18 protein-coding genes (1 of these 18 cut by a window edge) are annotated in these 20,939 nt (G+C 68.1%); 10 read left to right on the top strand and 8 right to left on the bottom strand.

Features of this window, described 5'->3' with window-relative positions:
- Window positions 1–29 precede the first annotated feature (29 nt).
- A complete protein-coding gene (locus ACMGRF_RS18320; RefSeq protein ID WP_049414009.1) occupies window positions 30–557 on the top strand; it encodes a hypothetical protein in 528 nt (175 codons plus the stop codon).
- Between the two features lie 283 nt (window positions 558–840).
- Here the strand turns inward: ACMGRF_RS18320 and ACMGRF_RS18315 are convergent, their stop codons facing one another.
- From ACMGRF_RS18315 to ACMGRF_RS18290, 6 genes are all read right to left on the bottom strand, one after another.
- Window positions 841–1,239 (bottom strand): hypothetical protein, encoded by a 399-nt coding sequence (locus tag ACMGRF_RS18315; RefSeq protein ID WP_049441258.1) that lies wholly within the window; start codon window positions 1,237–1,239, stop codon window positions 841–843.
- 61 nt (window positions 1,240–1,300) lie between these two features.
- A complete protein-coding gene (locus ACMGRF_RS18310; RefSeq protein WP_049441257.1) occupies window positions 1,301–3,340 on the bottom strand; it encodes an FUSC family protein in 2,040 nt (679 codons plus the stop codon).
- A gap of 3 nt (window positions 3,341–3,343) precedes the next feature.
- Window positions 3,344–4,798, bottom strand: a complete 1,455-nt coding sequence (locus ACMGRF_RS18305) for an efflux transporter outer membrane subunit (protein ID WP_164283810.1) — start codon at window positions 4,796–4,798, stop codon at window positions 3,344–3,346.
- Window positions 4,795–5,712: an HlyD family secretion protein gene (locus ACMGRF_RS18300; protein WP_049441253.1), complete on the bottom strand. Its 918-nt coding sequence runs from the start codon at window positions 5,710–5,712 to the stop codon at window positions 4,795–4,797. The genes ACMGRF_RS18305 and ACMGRF_RS18300 overlap by 4 nt, the downstream gene beginning before the upstream one ends.
- Window positions 5,709–5,918, bottom strand: a complete 210-nt coding sequence (locus tag ACMGRF_RS18295; RefSeq protein WP_025875651.1) for a DUF1656 domain-containing protein — start codon at window positions 5,916–5,918, stop codon at window positions 5,709–5,711. The genes ACMGRF_RS18300 and ACMGRF_RS18295 overlap by 4 nt, the downstream gene beginning before the upstream one ends.
- A gap of 108 nt (window positions 5,919–6,026) precedes the next feature.
- On the bottom strand, window positions 6,027–6,482 hold the full coding sequence (locus ACMGRF_RS18290) for a MarR family winged helix-turn-helix transcriptional regulator (RefSeq protein WP_005421298.1): 456 nt from the start codon (window positions 6,480–6,482) through the stop codon (window positions 6,027–6,029).
- A 598-nt stretch (window positions 6,483–7,080) separates the two neighbouring features.
- On the opposite strand from ACMGRF_RS18290, the gene folE reads away from it, so the two are divergent.
- From folE to ACMGRF_RS18270, 4 genes are all read left to right on the top strand, one after another.
- The gene (gene folE / locus ACMGRF_RS18285; protein ID WP_004141296.1) at window positions 7,081–7,692 is read left to right on the top strand and encodes a GTP cyclohydrolase I FolE; all 612 of its coding nucleotides are present in this window, start codon (window positions 7,081–7,083) and stop codon (window positions 7,690–7,692) included.
- A gap of 112 nt (window positions 7,693–7,804) precedes the next feature.
- On the top strand, window positions 7,805–9,274 hold the full coding sequence (locus ACMGRF_RS18280; protein ID WP_049412510.1) for a DUF3375 domain-containing protein: 1,470 nt from the start codon (window positions 7,805–7,807) through the stop codon (window positions 9,272–9,274).
- Window positions 9,261–9,962, top strand: coding sequence for a DUF4194 domain-containing protein (locus ACMGRF_RS18275; RefSeq protein WP_049438706.1), 702 nt, complete (start codon window positions 9,261–9,263; stop codon window positions 9,960–9,962). The genes ACMGRF_RS18280 and ACMGRF_RS18275 overlap by 14 nt, the downstream gene beginning before the upstream one ends.
- A 16-nt stretch (window positions 9,963–9,978) precedes the next feature.
- Window positions 9,979–13,359 carry an ATP-binding protein gene (locus ACMGRF_RS18270; protein ID WP_099486022.1) on the top strand — a complete coding sequence of 1,127 codons (3,381 nt, stop codon included), beginning with the start codon at window positions 9,979–9,981 and terminating at the stop codon, window positions 13,357–13,359.
- 89 nt (window positions 13,360–13,448) lie between these two features.
- Here the strand turns inward: ACMGRF_RS18270 and ACMGRF_RS18265 are convergent, their stop codons facing one another.
- Window positions 13,449–14,228, bottom strand: a complete 780-nt coding sequence (locus ACMGRF_RS18265) for a sulfite exporter TauE/SafE family protein (protein WP_049412519.1) — start codon at window positions 14,226–14,228, stop codon at window positions 13,449–13,451.
- A 102-nt stretch (window positions 14,229–14,330) separates the two neighbouring features.
- On the opposite strand from ACMGRF_RS18265, the gene ACMGRF_RS18260 reads away from it, so the two are divergent.
- Window positions 14,331–14,723: a YchJ family metal-binding protein gene (locus ACMGRF_RS18260; protein ID WP_061480648.1), complete on the top strand. Its 393-nt coding sequence runs from the start codon at window positions 14,331–14,333 to the stop codon at window positions 14,721–14,723.
- A gap of 3 nt (window positions 14,724–14,726) precedes the next feature.
- Here the strand turns inward: ACMGRF_RS18260 and ACMGRF_RS18255 are convergent, their stop codons facing one another.
- The gene (locus ACMGRF_RS18255) at window positions 14,727–16,007 is read right to left on the bottom strand and encodes a sensor domain-containing diguanylate cyclase (RefSeq protein WP_049412500.1); all 1,281 of its coding nucleotides are present in this window, start codon (window positions 16,005–16,007) and stop codon (window positions 14,727–14,729) included.
- A 166-nt stretch (window positions 16,008–16,173) separates the two neighbouring features.
- Between ACMGRF_RS18255 and egtB the strand changes: the two genes are divergently transcribed.
- From egtB to ACMGRF_RS18235, 4 genes are all read left to right on the top strand, one after another.
- Window positions 16,174–17,445, top strand: a complete 1,272-nt coding sequence (gene egtB, locus ACMGRF_RS18250; RefSeq protein WP_049412498.1) for an ergothioneine biosynthesis protein EgtB — start codon at window positions 16,174–16,176, stop codon at window positions 17,443–17,445.
- A complete protein-coding gene (egtD, locus tag ACMGRF_RS18245; RefSeq protein WP_049412495.1) occupies window positions 17,442–18,416 on the top strand; it encodes an L-histidine N(alpha)-methyltransferase in 975 nt (324 codons plus the stop codon). Before egtB ends, egtD begins: the two co-directional genes overlap by 4 nt.
- Before the next feature lie 83 nt (window positions 18,417–18,499).
- On the top strand, window positions 18,500–20,686 hold the full coding sequence (locus tag ACMGRF_RS18240; protein ID WP_414485456.1) for a lytic murein transglycosylase: 2,187 nt from the start codon (window positions 18,500–18,502) through the stop codon (window positions 20,684–20,686).
- A gap of 26 nt (window positions 20,687–20,712) precedes the next feature.
- Window positions 20,713–20,939 carry the 5' end (the start) of a DUF2628 domain-containing protein gene (locus tag ACMGRF_RS18235; RefSeq protein ID WP_049412490.1) on the top strand. It continues 547 nt past the right edge of the window, so 227 of the gene's 774 nt are visible here — the first part of the coding sequence; it begins with the start codon at window positions 20,713–20,715; its stop codon lies off the right edge, out of view.

Below are 20,939 nucleotides of genomic sequence, written 5' to 3'. Positions count from 1 at the left end.
TTGCTACCCCACGACACAGGAACCGGCACATGGCGCTTATCGCCCTGGATGACCCACGCTGGGCCGAACTGCAGCATGCCTATGGGGCTGCGGATGACATCCCGGAGCTGCTCGCCAATCTCAGTATCCCGAAAGACGAAAGATCGGAAGACGATCCGATCGAGGACACCTGGCACGAGCTGTGGAGCAGCCTGTGCCATCAAGGGGACGTCTACAGCGCTTCGTTTGCGGCGGTTCCGCATATCGTGAACGCACTTCTGCTTCAGTCAAAGGCACTCACGTTTGACTTCGTTGGGCTGCCGATCAAAATTGAAGTTGAGAGACGAGAAGCCGACATCGTGCTCCCGGACTTTCTGGAGCCGCAGTACTCAGAGGCGCTCCAGAACCTCGCTCGCTTTGCCGCCAGCGTAATCCTGGAGACGCATGATAGAAGCATGAGTTCAGCGTTGCTGACATCGCTCGCGTTGGCCCACGGCAATACCGGCGTCGCACGCATGCTTGGGCAGATAACCGCTTACGAGGCTGATGAAGCGGTCGATCTGTTCCTGAATCGCTAGCAGAAGCAGTCGAGCATGGCTCGACTCTACAAAAGCGTATTTCGATCATCCCGGCGCTCATCCACGCATGGCGTGGATCTATTGGCCACCGGAAAACTGTCGAAGGCGGGGTGGGTCCGGTTGAGGGGGTGTGAGCGGCATGGATGCCGCGACCAAGCCCCCATGGATGGGTTTACGGCGTCCCCCTCAACCGGACCTACCCCGCCATCCCACGGAATGCCAGCCTTTGACGTTGCCGTTGACGTTGCCTCGGCAGGTGCAGGGCGCAGCCCTGCCGCTCCCGTCATTCAGCAATCAGCACCAGCCCATCCGGGAACACGATCGCCGCTTCATCAGCACTCACATCGAAGAAGCCCACGCCGTGCTTCTCGGCCAGATCCTGCACGCGCCCGTGCGCGCGCTCGGCCACCGAATAGGCAAACGCACCGTAGATCACCTGCTGGCCGATGCTGTACTCGGTCACTTCGGCACGGTCGTCATCGTCGTTGCTAAGCGGTCCGTTCATCGGCGGGAATTCCTGCGCCATCTCCGTAAACCACGCCTGCAGCGCCGCGCTGCTGACTGCCGGGTCGTCGTACTCGTGGCGCTCGTTCCACTGCGTCTGCTTTTCGAACCAGGCGATGAAGGCCGCCGCCTCACGTGGGGCGGCGCTGGCCTCGAACACCATCATGTCGTAACTCATTGAACCATCCTGCTGCCGTGGCGAAAGGCTGCCGGGCATCGCCCGGCGTCACCGATCATTATCAGGCTGATGCAGCGTCGGTGTCCGCCCACTCCGGCGCCAGCGCCTTCGCCTCCGGGAACAGCGCGAAGCGCAGGCCGATCAGGCCCATCAGCGCCTCGTCGCGGGCCTTGCAGGCGGCCACGCTGCCGACCCGTGCCAGCGAGGTATCCAGCCGCTCGCGCAGCGCGTCGGCCGCCACCATCGGCTTGCGCGCCGCGATCTGCCGCCGGTAGTGCCCAGCGATCTCCTCCAGGATGTGCTCGACGGCTTCGCGGCTGCGCTCGGGCAGTTCCAGCCGTGCACGGCGCAGCTGCAGGATGTTCAGGCCGATGCGCGCCTCGTTGAGCATGTCCACCGAGGCGATGTCGCTGCCCTCCGGCGTCGCCGCCAGGCGCGGTGCGAGCAGGCCCAGCAGGTCGAGCATGCGTGCGGCGAAGCGCTGCCGGTCCTGCTGGCCACGTCCTTCGGCGGCTTCGGCCAGCGTGGTCCAGCCCTGCCGCACCAGCCGGCGTGCGGTCCACTCGGCACCTACCGAACGGAACAGGCGGGTCATCACCACTGCAAAGCCAATGCCGATGAACATCGCGATCGACGAGTTGAGGAAGACCTGGATGTTGGCGCTGTAGGTGTTCTGCAGGCTCAGCAACGCAGCCAGGTTGACTGTCAGCGGCAGCGCGAACAGCGCACTCTTGGGATGATGCAGCAGCAGTCCCAGCGGCAGGAAGGCCACCGCCAACACCAGCGCCAGCAGGCCGAAGTCGTGCACGGCTGGAAACACGCCGAACAGGTACACGCCCGCCACTACCGAGGCGACCATCGCCCACACCAGGAACTGCACCATGCTGGGGGCCGGATCGTCCTGTGCGGCGAAGAACGCGGCGGTCACCGCGGCCATCATCGCGCCATTGCCACCGCCCTCCCAACCGAGTGCGATCCACAGCACGCAGTAGCTCATCAGTGCCACGCCGGCACTGAGCGCGGAGAACAGCGCCATGCCGTAGTCGACGTGCCTGTCGGCGGCCACGCGCTCGGTGCGGATGCGGTAGTGCGCGCGGTCCAGCGGCGCGGTGCCGTGGTCGATCGCGTGCTGCAGGGTGCGGCAGTCCTGCCACAGGTCGACCAGCTCCTCCAGGCGCAGCAGCAGGCTGGCCAGCTGCAGGTGCTGCAGGTCGCGGTCCACCTGCGGCTTCAGCGCGCTGATGCGCGCGCGCAGGCGGGCGTATTCGCTGGCGTTGGTCGGGCCGTCCAGCCAATCGCGGATGTCGTCGACCAGCGCCGGCAGCCCTTCGGGCAGGGCCTGGCCGCCGCTGCGCAGCGCGCTCAACCGATCGGCAATCGAGGACAGCACCGGCAACAGCAGCAGCATGCGCTCACGCAGGCGCTCCATCGACACCGCAGACCCGGCGTGGCGCGGGTCGTCTCGGCGCAGGAACTCGATCAGTGCCTCGAACTGCACCAGGTCGGCGGCCAGCCGGTTGCGCGGCGCATGCGCGCGGCCACGTTCAAGGATCTGCCGGCACCACTGCGCGGCGTCCTCCATCCAGTTGCCGATGCGGGCGCGCAGCATCGGGCGCACCGAGGCCGGGAACAGCAGCGAGGCGAACAGCACCGCCACCACGGTGCCGAGGATGATCTCCTCGCTGCGTGCCACCACGGTGTCGAAGATGGTTTCCGGCGAGGTCACCGCCGGGAAGCCGATGAAGGCGGTGGTGTAGCCGGCCAGCAGGAACGCGTAGCCGCGCGGGCCGCGGTTGAGCAGGGCCATGAACAGGCAGCCGGCCAGCCAGATCGACATCGCCGCGCTCAGCACCAGCGGCGTTTCCACCAGCGCCGGCAGCACCAGCAGGGTGGCCAGCCCGGCCACCAGGGTGCCGACGATGCGGTACACGCCCTTGGCGCGGGTCGGCCCCAGCAGCGGCTGGCTGACGATGTACACCGTGCCCATGGCCCAGTACGGGCGCGACAGGTTGCCAGCCATGGCGATGTACAGCGCGGCCACCGCGGCCAGGTAGGTCTTGATCGAGAACAGCCACGCCTGGCGATCGGTCAGCGCGTTCATGGCTTACTTCGCCGAGGCCTGTGCATTGGCGGACGTTGCCTGCCAGCCGCCACCCAGCACCAGGAACAGATGGATCTGGTCGCGCGAGACCTGCGCTTCGGCGGCGGCCAGGGTGGCATCGCTGGTGGCCAGGCTGCGGTCGGCATCCAGGCTGGACAGGTACGGCGTGCGGCCGCCCTGGTACAAGCGGCGGTTCTGCTCGGCGGCCAATGCGGCCTGTTCCTGCGCGGTGTGCAGCGACTGCAGGCGGCGCAGGTCCTGGGCGTAGCGGTCCAGCGCGGTCTGGGTCTCGCGCAGCGCCTGCAGCACGGTGTGGTCGAACTCGGCCAGGGCCGCGTCGGCACCGGCTTCGGCGGCGTGGATGCGCGCGTGGGTACCGGACGACGGCAGCGTCCACGAGATCAGCGGGCCGATCGACCACTGCTGGGTCATCGGCGTGCCGAAGTCTTCCAGCAGGCCAGCCGCACCCACCGAGGCACCGAGGCGGATGTCCGGATACAGCTCGGCGGTCGCCACGCCAATCCGCGCGGTGGCCGAGGCCAGCTTGCGTTCGGCCTGGCGCACGTCGGGGCGGCGCTGCAGCAGTGCCCGGCCGTCACCGACCGGCAGCGGCTGCGCCAGGCTGGGCGCGTGCGCACAGTCGATCACGCCGGCTGGCAGCTGGCCCGGGGTTTTCCCAAGCAGCGCGGCCAGCGAATAGGCGGCCGCCGAACGCTGCGCGCGCAGCGGCGGCAGCGCGGCTTCCAGCAATGCCACCTGCGCATTGGCGCGGGCCAGTTCCGGCGGCGTGCCGCGGCCGGCTGCGATCAGGCGCTCGGTGACGCTGCGGCTGCGCTGCTGCAGCTGCAGCGAATGCTCGGCCACGTGCAGTTCGTGGTTGGCGTGGCAGATTTCCAGGTAGCTGTCGGCGACCTGCGCGACCACGCTGACCTGGGCCAGGTCGCGCGCCGCAGCAACGGACTGCTCGTCGGCACGCGCCGCCTCGGCGCCGCGCTTGAGCTTGCCGAACAGGTCGAACTGGTAGCTGACCGCGAACTTGCCATCGGCCAGGTTGATCACCGGCAGTTCGTGCTCCTGCAGGAACGATTCGGCCGACAGCTGCGCGCGGCTGACCCCGGCCTCGGCTTCGTACTCGAAGCCACCGGCGTCCAGCGCCTGTTCGTATACCGCCGCCGCACGGCGCAGGTGCGCATCGGCGGCCTTCAGTTCCACGTTGTCACGCAGTGCCTGGGTGATCAGCCCGTCCAGCACCGGGTCGTTGTACAGCGACCACCAGCGGTCGGGCAGCGCCTGGTTGGCGGCAATCTGCGGGTTCTGCGTATCGATGAACGCCGCATTGGCCTGCGGGCGCTTGAAGGCCGAGCCTTCGGGCAGTGCATAGTCCGGGCCGACGGTTTTGCACGCGGCCAGGCTGGCCAGTGCGACGATCAGGCCGAGACGGGGCAGGGCGGCGTTCACAGGCCCGCCTGTGTCGGCACGGTGCCGGCCTTGTCGTCGTGCTTGGTGCTGGTGGTCTGCACGGTCACCGTGGCGGTACGGCCGGCAATCAGCTCAACGCCCTTGGGCACTTCGTCGATGGCGATGCGCACCGGAATGCGCTGGGCCAGGCGCACCCAGTCGAAGGCCGGGGTCACGTTCGGCAGCAGGGTGCTGCCGTTGCTGCGGTAGCGGTCTTCGATGCCGGCGGCGATGCTTTCGACATGGCCGTGCAGCGGGGTCGATTCGCCCATCAGGCGGATGTCCACGCGCTGCCCCGGCGCCACGCCGCGCAGGCGGGTCTCCTCGAAGTAGCCATCGATGCGGAACGAGCCGGTATCCAGCAGCGCCAGCACCGGCTTGCCGGCCACCACGTAGTCGCCCACGCGCATCGTGCGGTCGTTGACCCGGCCGTCGGCCGGCGCGCGCACCTCGGTGCGGCCCAGGTTGAGCTCGGCCAGGTCCACTGCGGCCTGTGCGGTGGCCAGCGCCGCCTGTGCGGCCTGCAGCTTGGCGCGGCGCACTTCGGCGTCCTCGGCGGCAACCAGGTCCTGCAGGCTGCGGTCGCGGCCGATCTCGCGGCGCAGCTGTGCCACCGAGGCCTGGCGCTCGGCCAGGCTGGCCTTGGCCTGCTCCAGCGCGATGCGGTAGCGGGCGCGATCGACCACGAACAGCAGGTCGCCCTTCTTTACTGCCTGGTTGTCGGCCACGTTCACCGTTTCCACCAGGCCCGAAACATCCGGCGCCACCTGCACCACGTCGGCGCCGACATGGGCGTCGCGGGTCCACGGCTCATCCATGTAATAGACCCACAGCTGGCGCAGCACCAGCAGGGCGACGATCACGGCTGCGCTGGTGAGCAGCACCGGCAGGGTCTTCTTCACGATCTTGTTCACGATTGCATCCAACGCAGGAGGTGGAACAGCAGGCCCAGCACGATCCCGTACAGCGCCAGGTTGAACAGCGCCGGGTGCCAGACATGGCGATAGGCACCGGCACGCTGCAGCAGCGCGTGCAGGCCGCTGTTGACCAGGTAGGCCAACACCATCAACCCGAGCAGGGTCGGGACGAACACTCCATGGAGACTGAATTCACCGGGCATCGGTAGGGGCGGGGGCGAGGTGGGGAAGGGGAGGAACAACGAAACAACGGCAACGGGTAAAAGCCGCTGGCGTGTGCACGGCAGCGGCGGCGTTCGGGGGCAGCGCTCTTACGTGATGCGGTCGGCGGCCTCGGCCAGCAGGCGCCATGCCTTCAGCACGGCGTGCAGTTCATCCATGGAAAGCTCGCCGAACACGTCCTGGCGCAGGCCGATCAACTGGTCTTCCAGTTCGCTGACCAGCGCATGGCCCTCGTCGGTCAGCCACAACAGGTTGGCGCGGCGGTCGCTGGCGTCGCTCTCGCGGCGGACCAGGCCACTGGCACACAGCTTGTCCAGCAGGCGTACCAGGGAAGGACCCTCCATGCCCAGCTGCTGGGCCAGCGCCACCTGGCGGATGCCACCGCCGGAGCGGCCGATCATCAGCAGGGGCATGGTGCAGGCAGTGGAGATGCCGTAGCTGCCGAGCCGGCTGTCGGCCAGGCGCTGCCACTGCCGCCCTGCGTACAGCAGGCCGGAGCTGAGCTGCATCTGCAGCACGGTGCGCTCGTCGAGGGGTCGGTCCATAAGAGATAGATAGGATACTACTAATTTCATTCCTATCAATAGGTATTGCTGAATGGGTGGGTAGGAATACTGAGGAAAGCGTTGCGCCCGCTTGGTGTCGGGTGGGGCAGCGGGGGCCGGACGGTGCAGGACACGCCGCAAGTACGTCCCTGTAGGCTCGGCCACGGCATCCATGCCGTGGACGGTCCTGCCCCGCCCGGCCCCGCTGCCCTCCCATCACCCCGCGAGCGCGGTGGGTTGGCTCTTTAAAGGCAGGAGCAGTGCGGACCAACGGCCCGCACCCACCGCAGCAGCGGCCCGCGGTGCTTCAGAAGCCATGAACCCCCGCTTTTGCCCCCGCTTTCGGGCGGTCCGGCCGCGCCCGCAGGAAACCGTCGGAGAGGGGGAGGGGCAGGCCGGGCAGGACCGTCCACGGCATGGATGCCGTGGCCGAGCCTACAGGGACGTACTTGCGGCGTGTCCTGCCCGGCCTGCCCCTTCCCCCTCTCGCTCAGCAGCAACGAGGCGCCGGAAGAACCCCCCGATGAACCGTCCCAACAGGACGACCCACCCCCCGGTCGGGTACGATGCTCGCCCCCCGTTCGGGACGCTGTACGCAATGAGCAAGAACAACGAAAAGGCCGCCCCGCAGGGCGACGTGACCCAGGACCAGGCCGAGGATGCCGTGCGCACCCTGCTGCGCTGGGCCGGTGAGGACCCGTCCCGTGAAGGCCTGCTGGATACCCCCCGCCGTGTCGCCGAAGCCTATGGCGACTGGTTCAGCGGTTACCGCGACGACCCGCGCGCCTACATGGAGCGCACCTTCGAGGAAGTGGCCGGCTATGACGAACTCATCGTCCTGCGCGACATCGAGTACGAAAGCCACTGCGAGCACCACATGGCGCCGATCATCGGCCGTGTGCATGTCGGCTACCTGCCGGCCGGCAAGGTGGTGGGCATCAGCAAGCTGGCCCGCGTCGTCGAAGCCTACGCCCGCCGTTTCCAGGTGCAGGAGAAGATGACCGCGCAGATCGCCCAGTGCATCCAGGATGTGCTGCAGCCGATCGGTGTCGGCGTGGTCGTCGAAGGCGCGCACGAATGCATGACCACCCGCGGCATCCACAAGCGCGGCGTCAGCATGGTCACCTCCAAGATGCTGGGCAGCTTCCGCGACGACGCGCGTACCCGCGCCGAGTTCCTGCGCTTCATCGAAGTGGGCGGCAAGCGCTGAGCCGCTTGACCGCACTCCGCCGGCCCCTGCGGGCCGGCATGCCCACGGCTGCCGGCGCGGCCGCCGTGCGTGGCTGCCCCTCCCCGCCAGCCCTCATGACTCCTTTCGCTGCATGAAGCATCGCGAACGCATCTCCCGTTACCGCCATCTGCGCGAACAGCCCCAGTGGAAGCTGCTCGCCGCCGACCACGCTCCGGAAATCATCGGCCTGCTGCAGGGGCTGCTGATGGACGGCGAGCGCACCCTGCCTTCGTCGGTGCTCAACGAGCGCCTGCAGCGTGCGCTGGATCAGCTCAACGGCGATGAACTGTCGCGCGAGCTGCCGCGTACCGCGCAGGCCTACATCGCGCACTGGCTGGCCCAGGGCTGGCTGGAACGCCGCCTGCCCGAGGGCGCCGACCAGGAGCAGTACGAACTGTCGACCGCGGCGCTGCAGGCGATCCGCTTCGCCGACGGTCTCGAGCAGGCCCGCGTGGCCGCCACCGAAAGCCGCCTGGCACTGGTCATCGAACAGCTCTCGCAGCTGGCCGCGCAGACCGAATCCGATCCGGACGCACGCCTGTCGGCGCTGCGCGACGAGCGCGACCGGATCGACGCAGAGATTGCCCGTGTCGGCGCCGGCCGTGTGATCGCGCTGGACGGCAAGCGCGCGCTGGAACGTGCGCGCCAGATCATCGGCCTGGCCGACGAGCTGACCGAGGACTTCCGCCGCGTGCGCGACGACTTCGAGCAGCTCAACCGCGAGTTCCGCGAACGCATCATCGACGACGAGGGCGAGCGCGGCGATGTGCTGTCGCAGCTGTTCGAAGGCGTGGACGTGATCGGCGAAAGTGATGCCGGGCGCAGCTTCCAGGCCTTCTGGCGCCTGCTCAACGACGCCGAGCAGAGCGCCCAGCTCGATGCCGCACTGGAGGCAGTGCTGGCGCGCGGCTTCGCCCGCCGCCTGGACCGCAACGAACGCAACTTCCTGCGCGGCTTCACCAGCACCATGCTCGAGCGCGGTGGCCAGGTGCACGATGTGCTGCAGCACTTCGCGCGCAGCCTGCGCGGCTTCGTGCAGAGCCGTGGCTATCTGGAACAGCGCCGCCTCAACCAGCTGCTGAAGCAGGCGCAGTCCGAAGCGCTGGCACTGCGTGACGAGTTCCCCGCACAACGTGGCATCGGCCGCGACCTGCAGCTGACCACCAGCCGCCTGCGCTCGTGGTCGCAATGGAAACTGCACGATCCGCGCAGCGCCCAGGTCGATGGCAACGTCGAGTACAACGACGCCGCCGCGATCAGCCTGGAAAGCGTCGGCGATCTGGTGGCTTCGTCCGAAATCGATTTCCGCACCCTGCGCCGCGACCTGCACGACCTGCTCGATGCCCAGCCGCGGCTCAGCATCGCCCAGGCCCTGTCGCAGCGCGAGGCGCCGCAGGGCCTTGGCAGCGTCATCGGCTACCTGTCGCTGGGCACGCGCTTCGGCAACGTGGTCGCCGGCGAGCAGGAGCTTGCGCAATGGCGTGGTGGCGACGGCCAGATCCGTCGCGCCCGCATCCCGCTGGTTTGGTTCACCCAGGAGAGACGCCATGAGCTGGCATGAAGATCCCATCGACGCAGCGCAGGCCGACATGGCGGAAGACGCCTACGAGGCCGAGCCGGTGGCGGCCGTGGCGCAGCCCCGCCGTGGCAACGACGTGTATTACCTCGGCGATACCGGGCGCCTGCCGCTGGATGCGCGCCGCGCGCTGTGCCAGCTGCTGATCGGCCCCAGCATCGACCAGCTGCGCCACGCCAAGCTGTGGCCGGCGCTGATCCGCAGCGAAGCGGCCATCCGCTCGTCGCTGGCCGACCTGTTCCTGGAACTGGTGCTCGACCGCGACAGTGGCGTGGCGTTCACCCGCCAGGCCGATACCGAGGACGTCGATGCGCCGGTGCTGCTGCGCACCTCGCCGCTGACCTTCATCGACTCGGTGCTGCTGCTGTACCTGCGCCAGCAGCTGGCCGAGGCCGATGCGCGCGGCAACCGCGCGGTGGTCGCCGACGCCGAGATGGCCGAAGCGCTGGCCATCTACGAAAAGAACCTGTCCACCGACCGCGCCGGCTTCAACCGTCGCGTCGCATCGGCGGTGCAGAAGATGAAGGACAACCACATCCTGACCCGCCTCAGCGGCCAGGAAGACCGCCACGAAGTCTCGCCGGCGCTGAAGCTGCTGTTCTCCGCCGAAGACGTGTCCCAGCTTTCGGCGGTCTACCGCCAGCTGCGTGAAACCCCGGCCGCCGAGGCCTGAGAGACCCGACCATCGCATGGCTATCTCCAAGCACACTCCCGCCCTGTTCAACGAAGGCCTGCCGGACCCGCGCCTGCAGCAGTTCCGCATGCGCCGCCTGCAGGTGCACAACTGGGGCACCTTCAACGGCCTGACCGAAGTACCGATCGCCGAGCGCGGCTTCCTGTTCGTCGGCCGCTCCGGCTCGGGCAAGTCGACCCTGCTCGATGCCATGTCCGCGCTGCTGACGCCGCCGGCCATCGTCGACTTCAACGCCGCTGCGCGTGAAGCCGAGCGCAGTGGCCGCGACCGCAACCTGGTGTCCTACGTGCGCGGCGCGTGGGCCGACCAGCAGGACAGCGGCACCGGCGAAATCGCCACCCAGTACCTGCGCAAGGGCGCGACCTGGACCGCACTGGTGCTGGAATACCGCGCTGGCGATGGCCGCGTGGTCAGCCTGGTGCGCCTGCTGTGGATCTCCGGCAATGGCACCTCGGCTGGTGACGTGCGCAAGCACTACATGATCGCCGAGCGCCCGTTCGACATCGCCAAGGACCTCGGCGGCTTCGACCTGGACCTGCGCAAGCTGAAGCAGAAGCTGCCCGACCTGCACCACTTCGATACCTTCTCCGGCTACGCCGAGCGCTTCCGCGACCTGCTCGGCATCGACAACGAGATGGCGCTGCGCCTGCTGCACAAGACGCAGTCGGCAAAGAACCTGGGCGACCTCAACGTCTTCCTGCGCGACTTCATGCTCGACACGCCGAAGACCTTCGACGCCGCCGAGCGCCTGGTCAGCGACTTCGCCGAGCTTGATGGCGCGCACCAGGCGGTGGTCACCGCCCGCCGCCAGGTGGAAACCCTGCTGCCGGCGCGTGCCTACTACAACGACCTGAAGGAAATGCACCGCCGCCGCGGCGACGACGAAGCGCTGAAGCTGGGTGTCGACAGCTTCCGCGAAAGCCGGCGCCAGGCGCTGATCGAAGCGCGCCTGCGCGAGATGGACGTGCGTGACCGCGGCCTGCTTGGCGAAGAAGCCCAGCGCCGTGCCGCACTGGACAATCACACCGAGCGCCTGGCCGAACTGGAACTGCAGCGCCGCCAGCAGGGCGGTGAGCGCATCGAAGAACTGGAACGCGAGCAGGGCCGTGCCGAAGCTGAGCGCGACCGCCGCCAGGCCAAGCGCGAGCAGGCACGCCAGGCGGCGCAGCAGCTGGGGACCGAACTGCCGGACGACGCCCACGGCTTCGCTGAACTGGTCGAGCGCGCACAGAACGAACTGCAGGACCGCCAGCGTGCCTCCTCGGCACTGGACGACGCGATCAGTGACCGCCTGGGCGGCAAGCGCGATGACGAGCGCCGCTTCGGCGAGGTCCGTGCCGAACTCGAAGCGATGCAGCGCACGCCCTCCAACATCCCGGCGCCGATGCAGAAGCTGCGCGCGCGTCTGGCCGAAGAGACCGGCATCGCCGAGGCGGCACTGCCCTTCGTCGGCGAACTGATCCAGGTCCGCTCGGAAGAGCAGGGCTGGCAGGGTGCCATCGAGCGCGTGCTGGGTGGCTTCGCGCTGTCGCTGCTGGTCGACGACAAGCATTACAACGACGTCGCCGAATGGGTGAACCGTACCCACCTCGGCATGCGCTTCACCTATTACCGCGTGCGCCGCAACGATGATGCATTCGCCCGTGAGCCATCGGCGAAGTCGCTGCTGCACAAGCTTGAACTGCGCGAGCATGTGTTCGAAAGCTGGCTGCGCCGCGAGCTGGGCAGGCGCTTCGACTACGAATGCGTGGATGCCAAGCAGCTGCGCAACGTCGACCGCGGCATCACCCGCGAAGGCCAAGTCAAGCATCCCGGCGACCGCTTCGAGAAGGACGACCGCAGTGCGGTGGGCGACCGCCGTCGCTGGATCCTCGGCTTCAACAACCACGACAAGGTGGGCGCCTTCGAGCGCGAAGCACAGGAACTGGCCAAGCGCATCGCCAGCTGCGAGACCGACATCGCGCGCCTGCGCGGGCAGCGTGACCGCGACAACGAACGCCGCCTGGCGTGCCACGAGCTGGTCAGCATCAGCTGGAACGAGATCGACATCGCCGCTCCGCAGCAGCGCCTGAGCGATATCGAAGCCACCCTGCGCGACCTGCGCGAAGGCAACGCCGATCTCGCCAAGCTGGCCAAGCAGATCGACGCCGTGCGTGCCGACATCGAGCAGGCCCGCCGTACCTATGAAGACGTCCGCGTCGAGCGCGGCCAGCTGGTCAAGGAACGTGATCGCCTTGACCGCGCACGCCAGCAGAGCCGCGCACTGGTGCTGCCGAGCCTGGCCCAGGAGCAGGAAGCCGGCCTCGCCGAGCGCCTGCAGGAACAGGGTCCGCTCAGCCTGGAAACGCTCGAAGCGCACATGCGCCAGGTCAGCAACGCGCTGAACGAGCAGCTGTCGTCCTCGCAGCAGGACCTCAACCGCATCGAGAACCAGCTGATCGGCTGCTTCCGCCGCTTCATCCAGCAGTGGCCGGAGGAGTCGGGCGACTTCACCGTGTCGGTGGCCTCGGCCGAGGACTTCCTCGCACGCCTCGAACGGCTGGAACGCGACGGCCTGCCACAGCACGAAGAGCGCTTCTTCGACCTGCTGCAGAACCAGAGCAAGAACAACCTGCTGGCCCTGCAGCGCCACAGCGCAGAGGCCCGCAAGTCGATCGGCCAGCGCCTGGACGAGGTGAACGCCAGCCTTGAGCAGGTGCCGTTCAACCGTGGCACGCTGCTGACCATCGAACTGAGCGACCGCCGCCTGCCGGAGGTCGCCGAGTTCCACCTGCAGCTGCGCGAGGTGCTGTCGCAGCAGCAGACCGAGCAGCGTGAGCTGGCCGAGTCGCAGTTCACCGTTCTGCGCCAGCTGGTCAACCGCCTCGGCTCGCAGGAAGGCGAAGACAAGCGCTGGCGCGAGCTGGTGCTGGACGTGCGCATGCACGTGGAGTTCATCGGCGTCGAGCTGGATGCGGAAACGCGCCAGCAGGTCGAGATCTACCGCAGCGGCGCCGGCAAGTCCGGTGGCCAGCGCCAGAAGCTGGCCACCACCTGCCTGGCGGCTGCGCTGCGCTACCAGCTCGGCGGCGCCGACAGCCAGCTGCCCAGCTACGCCGCGGTCGTGCTCGACGAGGCCTTCGACAAGGCCGACAACGAGTTCACCGCGCTGGCGATGAACATCTTCGACAACTTCGGCTTCCAGATGGTGGTCGCCACCCCGCTGAAGTCGGTGATGACGCTGGAACCGTTCATCGGCGGCGCCTGCTTCGTCGAAATCAGCGGCCGCCACGACTCCGGCGTGCTGCTGATCGAGTACGACGAAGAGGGCAAGCGCCTGAAGCTGCCCGAGCGCAGCCGCCAGCAGGCCAACGAACCGGAAGAAGCCGAGGCCTGACCCGGCCGATTGAAGGGGAATGCCGGCCAGCGGCCGGCACTACCCATGGGCGGGATTCGGTAGTGCCGGCCGCTGGCCGGCAACCGCATTCACGCAGCGCGGAACGTATCCCACGCCATCCGCGCGATCAGCACCACCACCAGCCCCACGAACAGCTTGCGGATGAACGGCGTGCCGCCCTTCAGCGCCAGGCGCGTGCCCACCACCGAACCGATGATGTTGGCTGCGGCCATTGGCAGCGCGAACAGCCACAGGATGTTGCCGGTCGGCACGAAGAACGAGATCGCTGCCACGTTGGTCGCCAGGTTCACGACCTTCGAAGCCGCTGACGCGCGCAGGAAATCCAGCCCGAAGAAGCGCACGAACAGGAAGATCAGGAAACTGCCGGTGCCTGGCCCGAAGAAGCCGTCGTAGAAGCCGATCGCCGCACCGATCGCCAGCGCGATCACCAGTTCGCGGCGGCCGATCTCTTGCGGCCGGTGCAACGCGCCGAAGTCCTTCTTCCACAGCGTATAGGCCAGCATCGCGATCAGCAGCACCAGCACCAGTGGGCGCACCGCGTCCTTGGGCAACAGGCTGACCGCCGTGGCCCCGGCGAAGGAGAAGATGAAGGCCGTGCCGGCCGCGAACAGTACCGGCTTCCACGGGAAGCGCACATTGCGCGCATAGCGCCAGGCAGCCGCACCGGTACCGAACATCGAACTGAACTTGTTGGTACCAAACAGCATCGCCGGTGTCTGCTGTGGCAGCACCGTGAACAGGCCGGGCAGCTGTACCAGGCCGCCGCCGCCCACGGCAGCATCCACGAGACCGGCGATGAAGGCGATCACCACCAGCCACCACAACTCAGGGGGAACCAGTTCCAGCACGGCGATCAATCAAAGTGGGGGCGCGACAGCATACGCCTGTCCTGATCCGGGTGACTGCCGCCGTGCATGGATCAATTCCTGCAACCCGGCGACAATGCCGGCATGAGCCGAAAATCCGCCGATCCGTGCCCCTGTGGCCTTCCTGCCGATTATCCGGCCTGCTGTGGCCGTTTCCATGCCGGCGAGGCCGCGCCCGATGCCGAGCGCCTGATGCGTTCGCGCTACAGCGCCTATGTGAGGGGCCTGGCCGGCTACCTGCGCCACACCTGGCACCCGGACACGCGACCGGCCGAGCTGTCGCTGGACGATGCGCCAGGCCAGCGCACCCATTGGCTGGGCCTGACCGTGCACGACCACACGGTCACCGGCGCAGACAGTGCTGAAGTGCGCTTCACCGCGCGCTACCGCATCGGCGGCGGGAGCGCGGTGAGAATGACCGAGCACAGCCGATTCCGGCGCATCGACGGCCGCTGGTATTACCTCGACGCGGTCTGAGCGCTACGCACTGGATGCAGCCAGCAGGCGCTGGCCGCCGTGCGCGCGGACCTGGTTGCGACCTCCGTCCTTGGCCATGTACAGCGCCTGGTCGGCGGCCTTGACCACTGCCGTCGGTCGCGGATCCACGCGGCTGTCGGCCAGCCCGATACTGACCGTCACCTGCACCACCTGGCCGGTGCCGCCGCGTCCGCGCTGCTGACGGCCGGCTTCGTCGTCACGGCTGCGGGTGCTGCGGTCGCGCAGCTGCATGCGGGTGTCCTCGATGCTCTGCCGCAGTGCTTCGACGGCCTCGATGCAGGCCGTCGCCGGGCGGTCCAGGAACACCACCGCGAATTCCTCGCCGCCATAGCGGAACGCTCGGCCACCGTCGCCGACACGCGCCAACCGCGACCCCACCAGGCGCAGCACGTCGTCGCCGGTGTCGTGGCCGTGGGTGTCGTTGAACGACTTGAAGTGGTCCACGTCCACCATCGCGATGCTGTAGGTGCCGCGCGCCCGCTGCAGGGTCTCATTGAACGCTCGTCGCCCCGGCAGGCCGGTCAGCTCATCGCGGAAGGCCATGTGGAAGGATTCCTGCAGCATCGCGCCCAGCATCAGCAGCAGGGCAGCGCTGCTCAGCGCCGCCAGCAGTACCGGCTGCAGGAAGATCCGCGGCAGCATCCACCACAGGCACAGCAGGGCCAGCAGCATCGCCGTGTGCAGTGGCCGCGGATGCCGCCACGCCTGCCAGCCCAACGCTGCGGCCGCCAGCAGGAACAGCAGCGCCGGCAGCTGCGCCAGCGCATTCCAGTCGGCGGGAATCCAGGCCCAGTGACGGCTCGACAGCAGATCGTGCATGCCCTGCGGCTGTTGTGCCGCAAGCAGCAGGAAGATCACCAGGGCCGCGCCGCAGACCACGCTGCGCAGCAGCAGGTCCTGGCGTCGGCGTCCGCGTTCCGGCCACAGTGCCAGCCCGGCAAACAGCAGCGGTACCCAGGCCGAGATTGCGTGGAAGCGCAACGGAGTCCAGGCGTCGACATGGCCGCTGCGCAGGTAGCCCCCGACGTCCCGGTGCAGCAGGGCGAACACCACCGCCACGACCAGCAGCAGGCACAACGTGCGTATCTGGTGGTAGAGCAGGGCCAGGCCCGCGCCGAGGCAGGCCAGCAGCCAGGGCAGGATGCGTTGGGCCGGGCTGGCCACATCCTCGGTGCCCAGTGCCATCCACAGCACCAGGACGACCAGCATGGCGGGCAGCACGAACAGGTAATGCGCAGGCTGGCGGAGTGGATGCAGGGGCACGCAGGAAGTCCAGTGCGGTGACGATGCGGCCGCAACACTGCCGTTAGCGGCGTCCTCACCCGCTTCTTGAACACGCGCTTCCTGAAAAGGTATGCCCGCAACCATGTGAATGGGGCAGTGTGCCGCCATGACGTCGCACTCACCGCACTGCGCCGATGCTGTAGGCATGGACAGCGTACCCACCGCCGTCGCTGCCCCGCAGCACGACCTCGCCCACCACTTCGCACGTGTGCGTGCCCGCAGCCTGCAGTTGGCCGCACCGCTCAGTGCAGAGGACGCCATGCTGCAGAGCATGGCCGACGCCAGTCCCAGCAAGTGGCACCTGGCCCATACCACCTGGTTCTTCGAACGCTTCGTGCTGGCAGGATTCGCCAGCGCGCCGGCGCATGATCCAGCCTGGGACTATCTTTTCAACAGCTACTACAAAAGCATCGGTCCGGCGCACGCGCGGCCGCAACGCGGTCTGTTGTCGCGGCCATCGCTGCAGCAGGTGCGCGACTACCGCCAGCAGGTCGACATGCAGGTGCAGTCACGGCTGGCGGCGGGTGACCTCGACGTGCAGGCGCTGCACCACCTGCAGTTGGGCCTGCAGCACGAACAGCAGCACCAGGAACTGCTGTTGACCGACATCAAGCATGCGTTCTGGTGCAATCCATTGCAGCCGGCCTACCGTGAGGACCTGCAGCCTGCCACCAGCGCTGCCAGTGCGCAGGGCTGGATCGAATCACCCGAACGCATCGTCACCATTGGCGCCGCAGCCTGGCCGCAGCACGCCGCCTTCGCCTACGACAACGAATCGCCGGCGCATCGCGTGCTGCTCCCCGCACACGCACTGGCAGAGCGTCCCGTCAGCAATGGCGAGTACCTCGCCTTCATCGAGGCTGGCGGCTACCGCGAGCCGCGCTGGTGGCTCAGCGAAGGCTGGGCGTTGCGCGAAGCCGAGGGCTGGCAGCACCCGCTGTACTGGGACGATGCCCTGCAGCGCGAGTACACCCTCGGCGGTTGGCGAGAGCTGGACCCGCATGCGCCGGTCTGCCACCTCAGCTATTACGAGGCCGATGCCTGCGCCCGCTGGGCTGGTGCGCGCCTGCCCAGCGAGTTCGAGTGGGAAGCCGCGGCTGCGTCGCAGCCCCTGCGTGGCCATTTTGCCGACGACGATCAGCTGCACCCTCGGGCGGGGCAGGGCAGTGGGCTGCGGCAGCTGTTCGGCGATGTATGGGAATGGACCCACAGCGCGTATGGCGCCTATCCGGGCTTTCGCCCTTTCGCCGGCAACCTCGGTGAATACAACGGCAAGTTCATGTGCGGGCAATGGGTGCTGCGCGGTGGCAGCTGCGCCACGCCGCGTGGCCACGTGCGAGCCAGCTACCGCAACTTCTTCATGCCCCCGGCGCGTTGGCAGTTCTCCGGGCTGCGCCTGGCCAGGGATCTCGCATGAGTACGGTGCAGGACGCGCTGCAGGCGCTGACCGATCTCACTCCCGGCCGCCAGCAGATCCTTACCGACGTGATGGCCGGGTTGTTGCGCACGCCCCGCCAGCTGCCGTCCAAGTACTTTTACGATGCACGCGGCTCGCGCCTGTTCGAGCAGATCACGCATACTCCCGAGTACTACCCCACGCGCACCGAGCTGGCCCTGCTTTCACGGGTACTGCCGGACATCGCCCGATGCGTCGGGCCGCACCTGCACGTGGTGGAACTGGGCAGCGGCAGTGGCCGCAAGACCGCGTTGCTGCTGACCGCCCTGCACGAGCCGGTGGCCTACACGCCGATAGAAATCTCGCGTGCCGCGCTGCTGTCCAGCATCGACCATCTGGCCCCGGCGCTGCCCGAGGTGGAGATGCTGCCGGTCTGTGCCGACTTTACCCGTCCCGTCGCCGTACCCGTGCCCGAACGCGGACCCGCGCGACGGCTGCTGTTCTTCCCTGGTTCCACGCTGGGCAACTTTGAAGGAGAAGACGCGGTCGCGCTGCTGCGCGCGATGCGCCAGACCATGGGGCATGATGGCCTGGCCCTGGTCGGCATCGACCTGCACAAGGACCCGGCGTTGATCGAAGCGGCCTACAACGATGCGCAGGGCGTCACCGCCACATTCACCCTCAACCTGCTGGCCCGCCTAAACCGCGAGATCGGCAGCGACTTCGATCTCGATGGCTTCCGTCATCGTGCACGCTACAGCACTGCGCGGTTGCGCATCGAGACCGATCTGGTCAGCCAGCGGGCACAGGACGTCCACCTGGATGGCCACATTTTCCACTTCGCCGCCGGTGAACCCATCCGCGTCGAGTACAGCCACAAGTACACCGATGACAGCTTCGACGCGCTGTTGCGGCAGTCGGGCCTGCAGGTGGCGCAGCGATGGGATGCCGAAAGCCCCGCCTACGGCCTGCGCTTGCTGCGCCGCGCCTGAGGTGGTGGCCAGCCGGTGCCCCTTCAGGTTCGGCGGCACCGCTGCCCCTAAGATGGCCGTGCAACGGCAACACGGAGGACGCCATGCCTGTTCTGACCACGCTCGGCCTGGCGGCCGCCCTTGCGTCGACCCCGGCGCTGCCTGCGGCTTCCGCCACCAGCACCGATCCGGCGTTCAGCCGCTGCTTGGCGGGCCTGCAGGCCACCGCCGCGACCCAGGGCATCGGCGCCGACCGCTTCAACGAGATCACCGCCGGGCTCACCCCGGACCCCAGCGTGCTCGGCCTGCTCGATGCACAGCCCGAATTCACCACGCCGATCTGGGACTATCTGGCCGCGCTGGTTGATCGCCAGCGTGTGGCTGATGGTCGCGCCCTGCTGCAGCAGCACCGCGACCTGCTCGATCGCGTGTCGGCCCAGTATGGCGTCGATCCGGCCACCATCGTCGCGGTCTGGGGCGTGGAGAGCGACTACGGCCGCGTGTTCGGCAAGCGCCCGCTGCTGCAGTCATTGGCCACGCTGTCGTGCGCCGGCCGCCGCCAACCTTTCTTCCGCGGTGAGCTGCTGGCGCTGCTCAAGCTGATCGACCGCGGCGACCTGCAGGCACAGGGGCTCACCGGCTCCTGGGCCGGTGCCTTCGGGCACACCCAGTTCATGCCCAGCACCTATGCACGCATCGCCGTGGATGGTGATGGCGATGGCCGCCGCGATCTGGTCGGCAGCATTCCCGATGCACTGGCCTCCACCGCCAACTACCTCAAGCGTGCCGGTTGGCGCAGTGGTGAACCATGGGGCATGGAGGTGCGTGTGCCCGCCGGCTTCAACGCCAGCCAGGCCGGCCGCACCCAGCGTCGCGCCCTGGCCGATTGGCGCGCGCAGGGCGTGACCGCGCTGGATGGCAGCGCGTTGGCTCCGGCCAACCTGCCGGCGGATGCGCGCGCCGCCCTGCTGCTGCCGGCCGGCAACAAGGGCCCGGCGCTGCTGGTGTTCCGCAACTACGACGCGATCTACAGCTACAACGCTGCCGAAAGCTATGCGCTGGCGATCGCGACGCTGGCCGACGAGTTGCGGGGCGGCAACGGGTTGGCTACCGCCTGGCCGACCGACGATCCAGGCCTGGGCCGCGATGAGCGCCGCCAGCTGCAGACCCAGCTGCTGGCCCGCGGCCACGACATCGGTGCTGCCGACGGCATGATCGGTACCGCCACGCGCCGCGCGATCCAGGCCGAGCAGCAGCGCCTGGGCTGGGCCAACGCAGATGGGCGCGCGGGACAGCGTATCCTTCGCACTCTGCAGAACACGCCGCGCACTGCGCCGGTGCCCACGCGTTTCATGCTTCCCAGCAACTACAGTGCCGTGCAATCGCCGGCCATACGGAGTCGATCCCACGTGCAGCAGATCCAGGGTGTACGCAGCGGGCAGTACCAAGGGCTCGATGCCTGGCTGGTGGAAACTGCCGACGCCAGCGCGGCCGTCAGTGTGTTTGGCGGCCAGCTGCTTTCCTTCGTGCCCAAGGGCCAGCCGGATCTGATGTGGCTGTCCCCCCGGCGCGCCGAACTGCCCACGCCGATCCGCGGAGGCAGCCCCGTCTGCTGGCCGTACTTCGGCCGCCAGGGCCAGGGCAACGACGTGCCCGCCCACGGTTTCGTGCGTACCGTGCCGTGGGAACTGCAACAGGCCCGTCGCCTGGACGACGGCAGCATCGAGCTCACGCTGGCACCCCCGGTGCTGCAGAGCCTGGACCTGCGGCTGCGGATGACTGTGCGCGTAGGCCGCCAGTTGACCCAGCGACTGATCACCGAGAACGTCGGCAGTTCCCATGCCAGCATCACCCAGGCGCTGCACAACTATTTCCGCGTGGGTGATGCCAGCGCGGTGGAGGTGGACGGCGTGGACGGGCTGGACTATCTGGACAAGTTCGAGAACTATGCGACGCCGCGTCGGCAGCAGGGCGCCTGGACGTTGCGCGATCCCCGTGATCCCGGGCGCAGCGACCGCATCTACACGCAGGCCAAGGGTCACTATGTCCTGCGCGATCCGGTGCTGAAACGCCGCATCGACATCCGTACGGAAGGAAGTCGCTCGCTGGTGGCGTGGAATCCCGGTGCCGAGGCTGCAGCGAAGATGGCAGATGTGGGTGAGGGCTGGCGCGACTACGTCTGCCTGGAAGCGGCCAACGCCGGGCCCGACGTGGTGACCCTGCCGCCGGGTGGCAGCCACGTGCTGTCTCAGACATTGTCAGCGGCACCGTGGACACCGGTCACCCGGTAACGAATCAACGCAGCAAGGACGTTTTCATGCAGGAAGCACAGTGGTGGTACGCCAACAGCAGGCAGAGCGAAGGACCGGTGGACCTGGCCGCCCTGCGTCGCCTGCAGCAGGACGGCACGGTGACGGCACGCACGCTGCTGTGGTGCGAAGGCATGCCCTCGTGGCGCCCATTGGCGGAGCTGGAACAGGATTCAACGCCCATCGAGATGGCGCCGGCTCCGGATATCGACACAGCCCCACCGGTTGAGGTCGT

This window comes from Stenotrophomonas sp. EMP41 (assembly GCF_047495535.1).
In the GTDB taxonomy this organism is placed as follows: Bacteria; Pseudomonadota; Gammaproteobacteria; order Xanthomonadales; family Xanthomonadaceae; genus Stenotrophomonas; species Stenotrophomonas sepilia.
Note: the sequence above shows the minus strand (reverse complement) of the source record. Positions and strands in the feature narration are given on the sequence as shown.

Excerpts from the sequence above, each read along its gene's own strand:
- ACMGRF_RS18320 (WP_049414009.1), top strand. The coding sequence starts at position 30 with ATGGCGCTTATCGCCCTGGATGACCCACGCTGGGCCGAACTGCAGCAT.
- ACMGRF_RS18315 (WP_049441258.1), bottom strand. The coding sequence starts at position 1,239 with ATGAGTTACGACATGATGGTGTTCGAGGCCAGCGCCGCCCCACGTGAG.
- ACMGRF_RS18310 (WP_049441257.1), bottom strand. The coding sequence starts at position 3,340 with ATGAACGCGCTGACCGATCGCCAGGCGTGGCTGTTCTCGATCAAGACC.
- ACMGRF_RS18295 (WP_025875651.1), bottom strand. The coding sequence starts at position 5,918 with ATGCCCGGTGAATTCAGTCTCCATGGAGTGTTCGTCCCGACCCTGCTC.
- ACMGRF_RS18290 (WP_005421298.1), bottom strand. The coding sequence starts at position 6,482 with ATGGACCGACCCCTCGACGAGCGCACCGTGCTGCAGATGCAGCTCAGC.
- folE (WP_004141296.1), top strand. The coding sequence starts at position 7,081 with ATGAGCAAGAACAACGAAAAGGCCGCCCCGCAGGGCGACGTGACCCAG.
- ACMGRF_RS18280 (WP_049412510.1), top strand. The coding sequence starts at position 7,805 with ATGAAGCATCGCGAACGCATCTCCCGTTACCGCCATCTGCGCGAACAG.
- ACMGRF_RS18275 (WP_049438706.1), top strand. The coding sequence starts at position 9,261 with ATGAGCTGGCATGAAGATCCCATCGACGCAGCGCAGGCCGACATGGCG.
- ACMGRF_RS18270 (WP_099486022.1), top strand. The coding sequence starts at position 9,979 with ATGGCTATCTCCAAGCACACTCCCGCCCTGTTCAACGAAGGCCTGCCG.
- ACMGRF_RS18260 (WP_061480648.1), top strand. The coding sequence starts at position 14,331 with ATGAGCCGAAAATCCGCCGATCCGTGCCCCTGTGGCCTTCCTGCCGAT.
- egtB (WP_049412498.1), top strand. The coding sequence starts at position 16,174 with ATGGACAGCGTACCCACCGCCGTCGCTGCCCCGCAGCACGACCTCGCC.
- egtD (WP_049412495.1), top strand. The coding sequence starts at position 17,442 with ATGAGTACGGTGCAGGACGCGCTGCAGGCGCTGACCGATCTCACTCCC.
- ACMGRF_RS18240 (WP_414485456.1), top strand. The coding sequence starts at position 18,500 with ATGCCTGTTCTGACCACGCTCGGCCTGGCGGCCGCCCTTGCGTCGACC.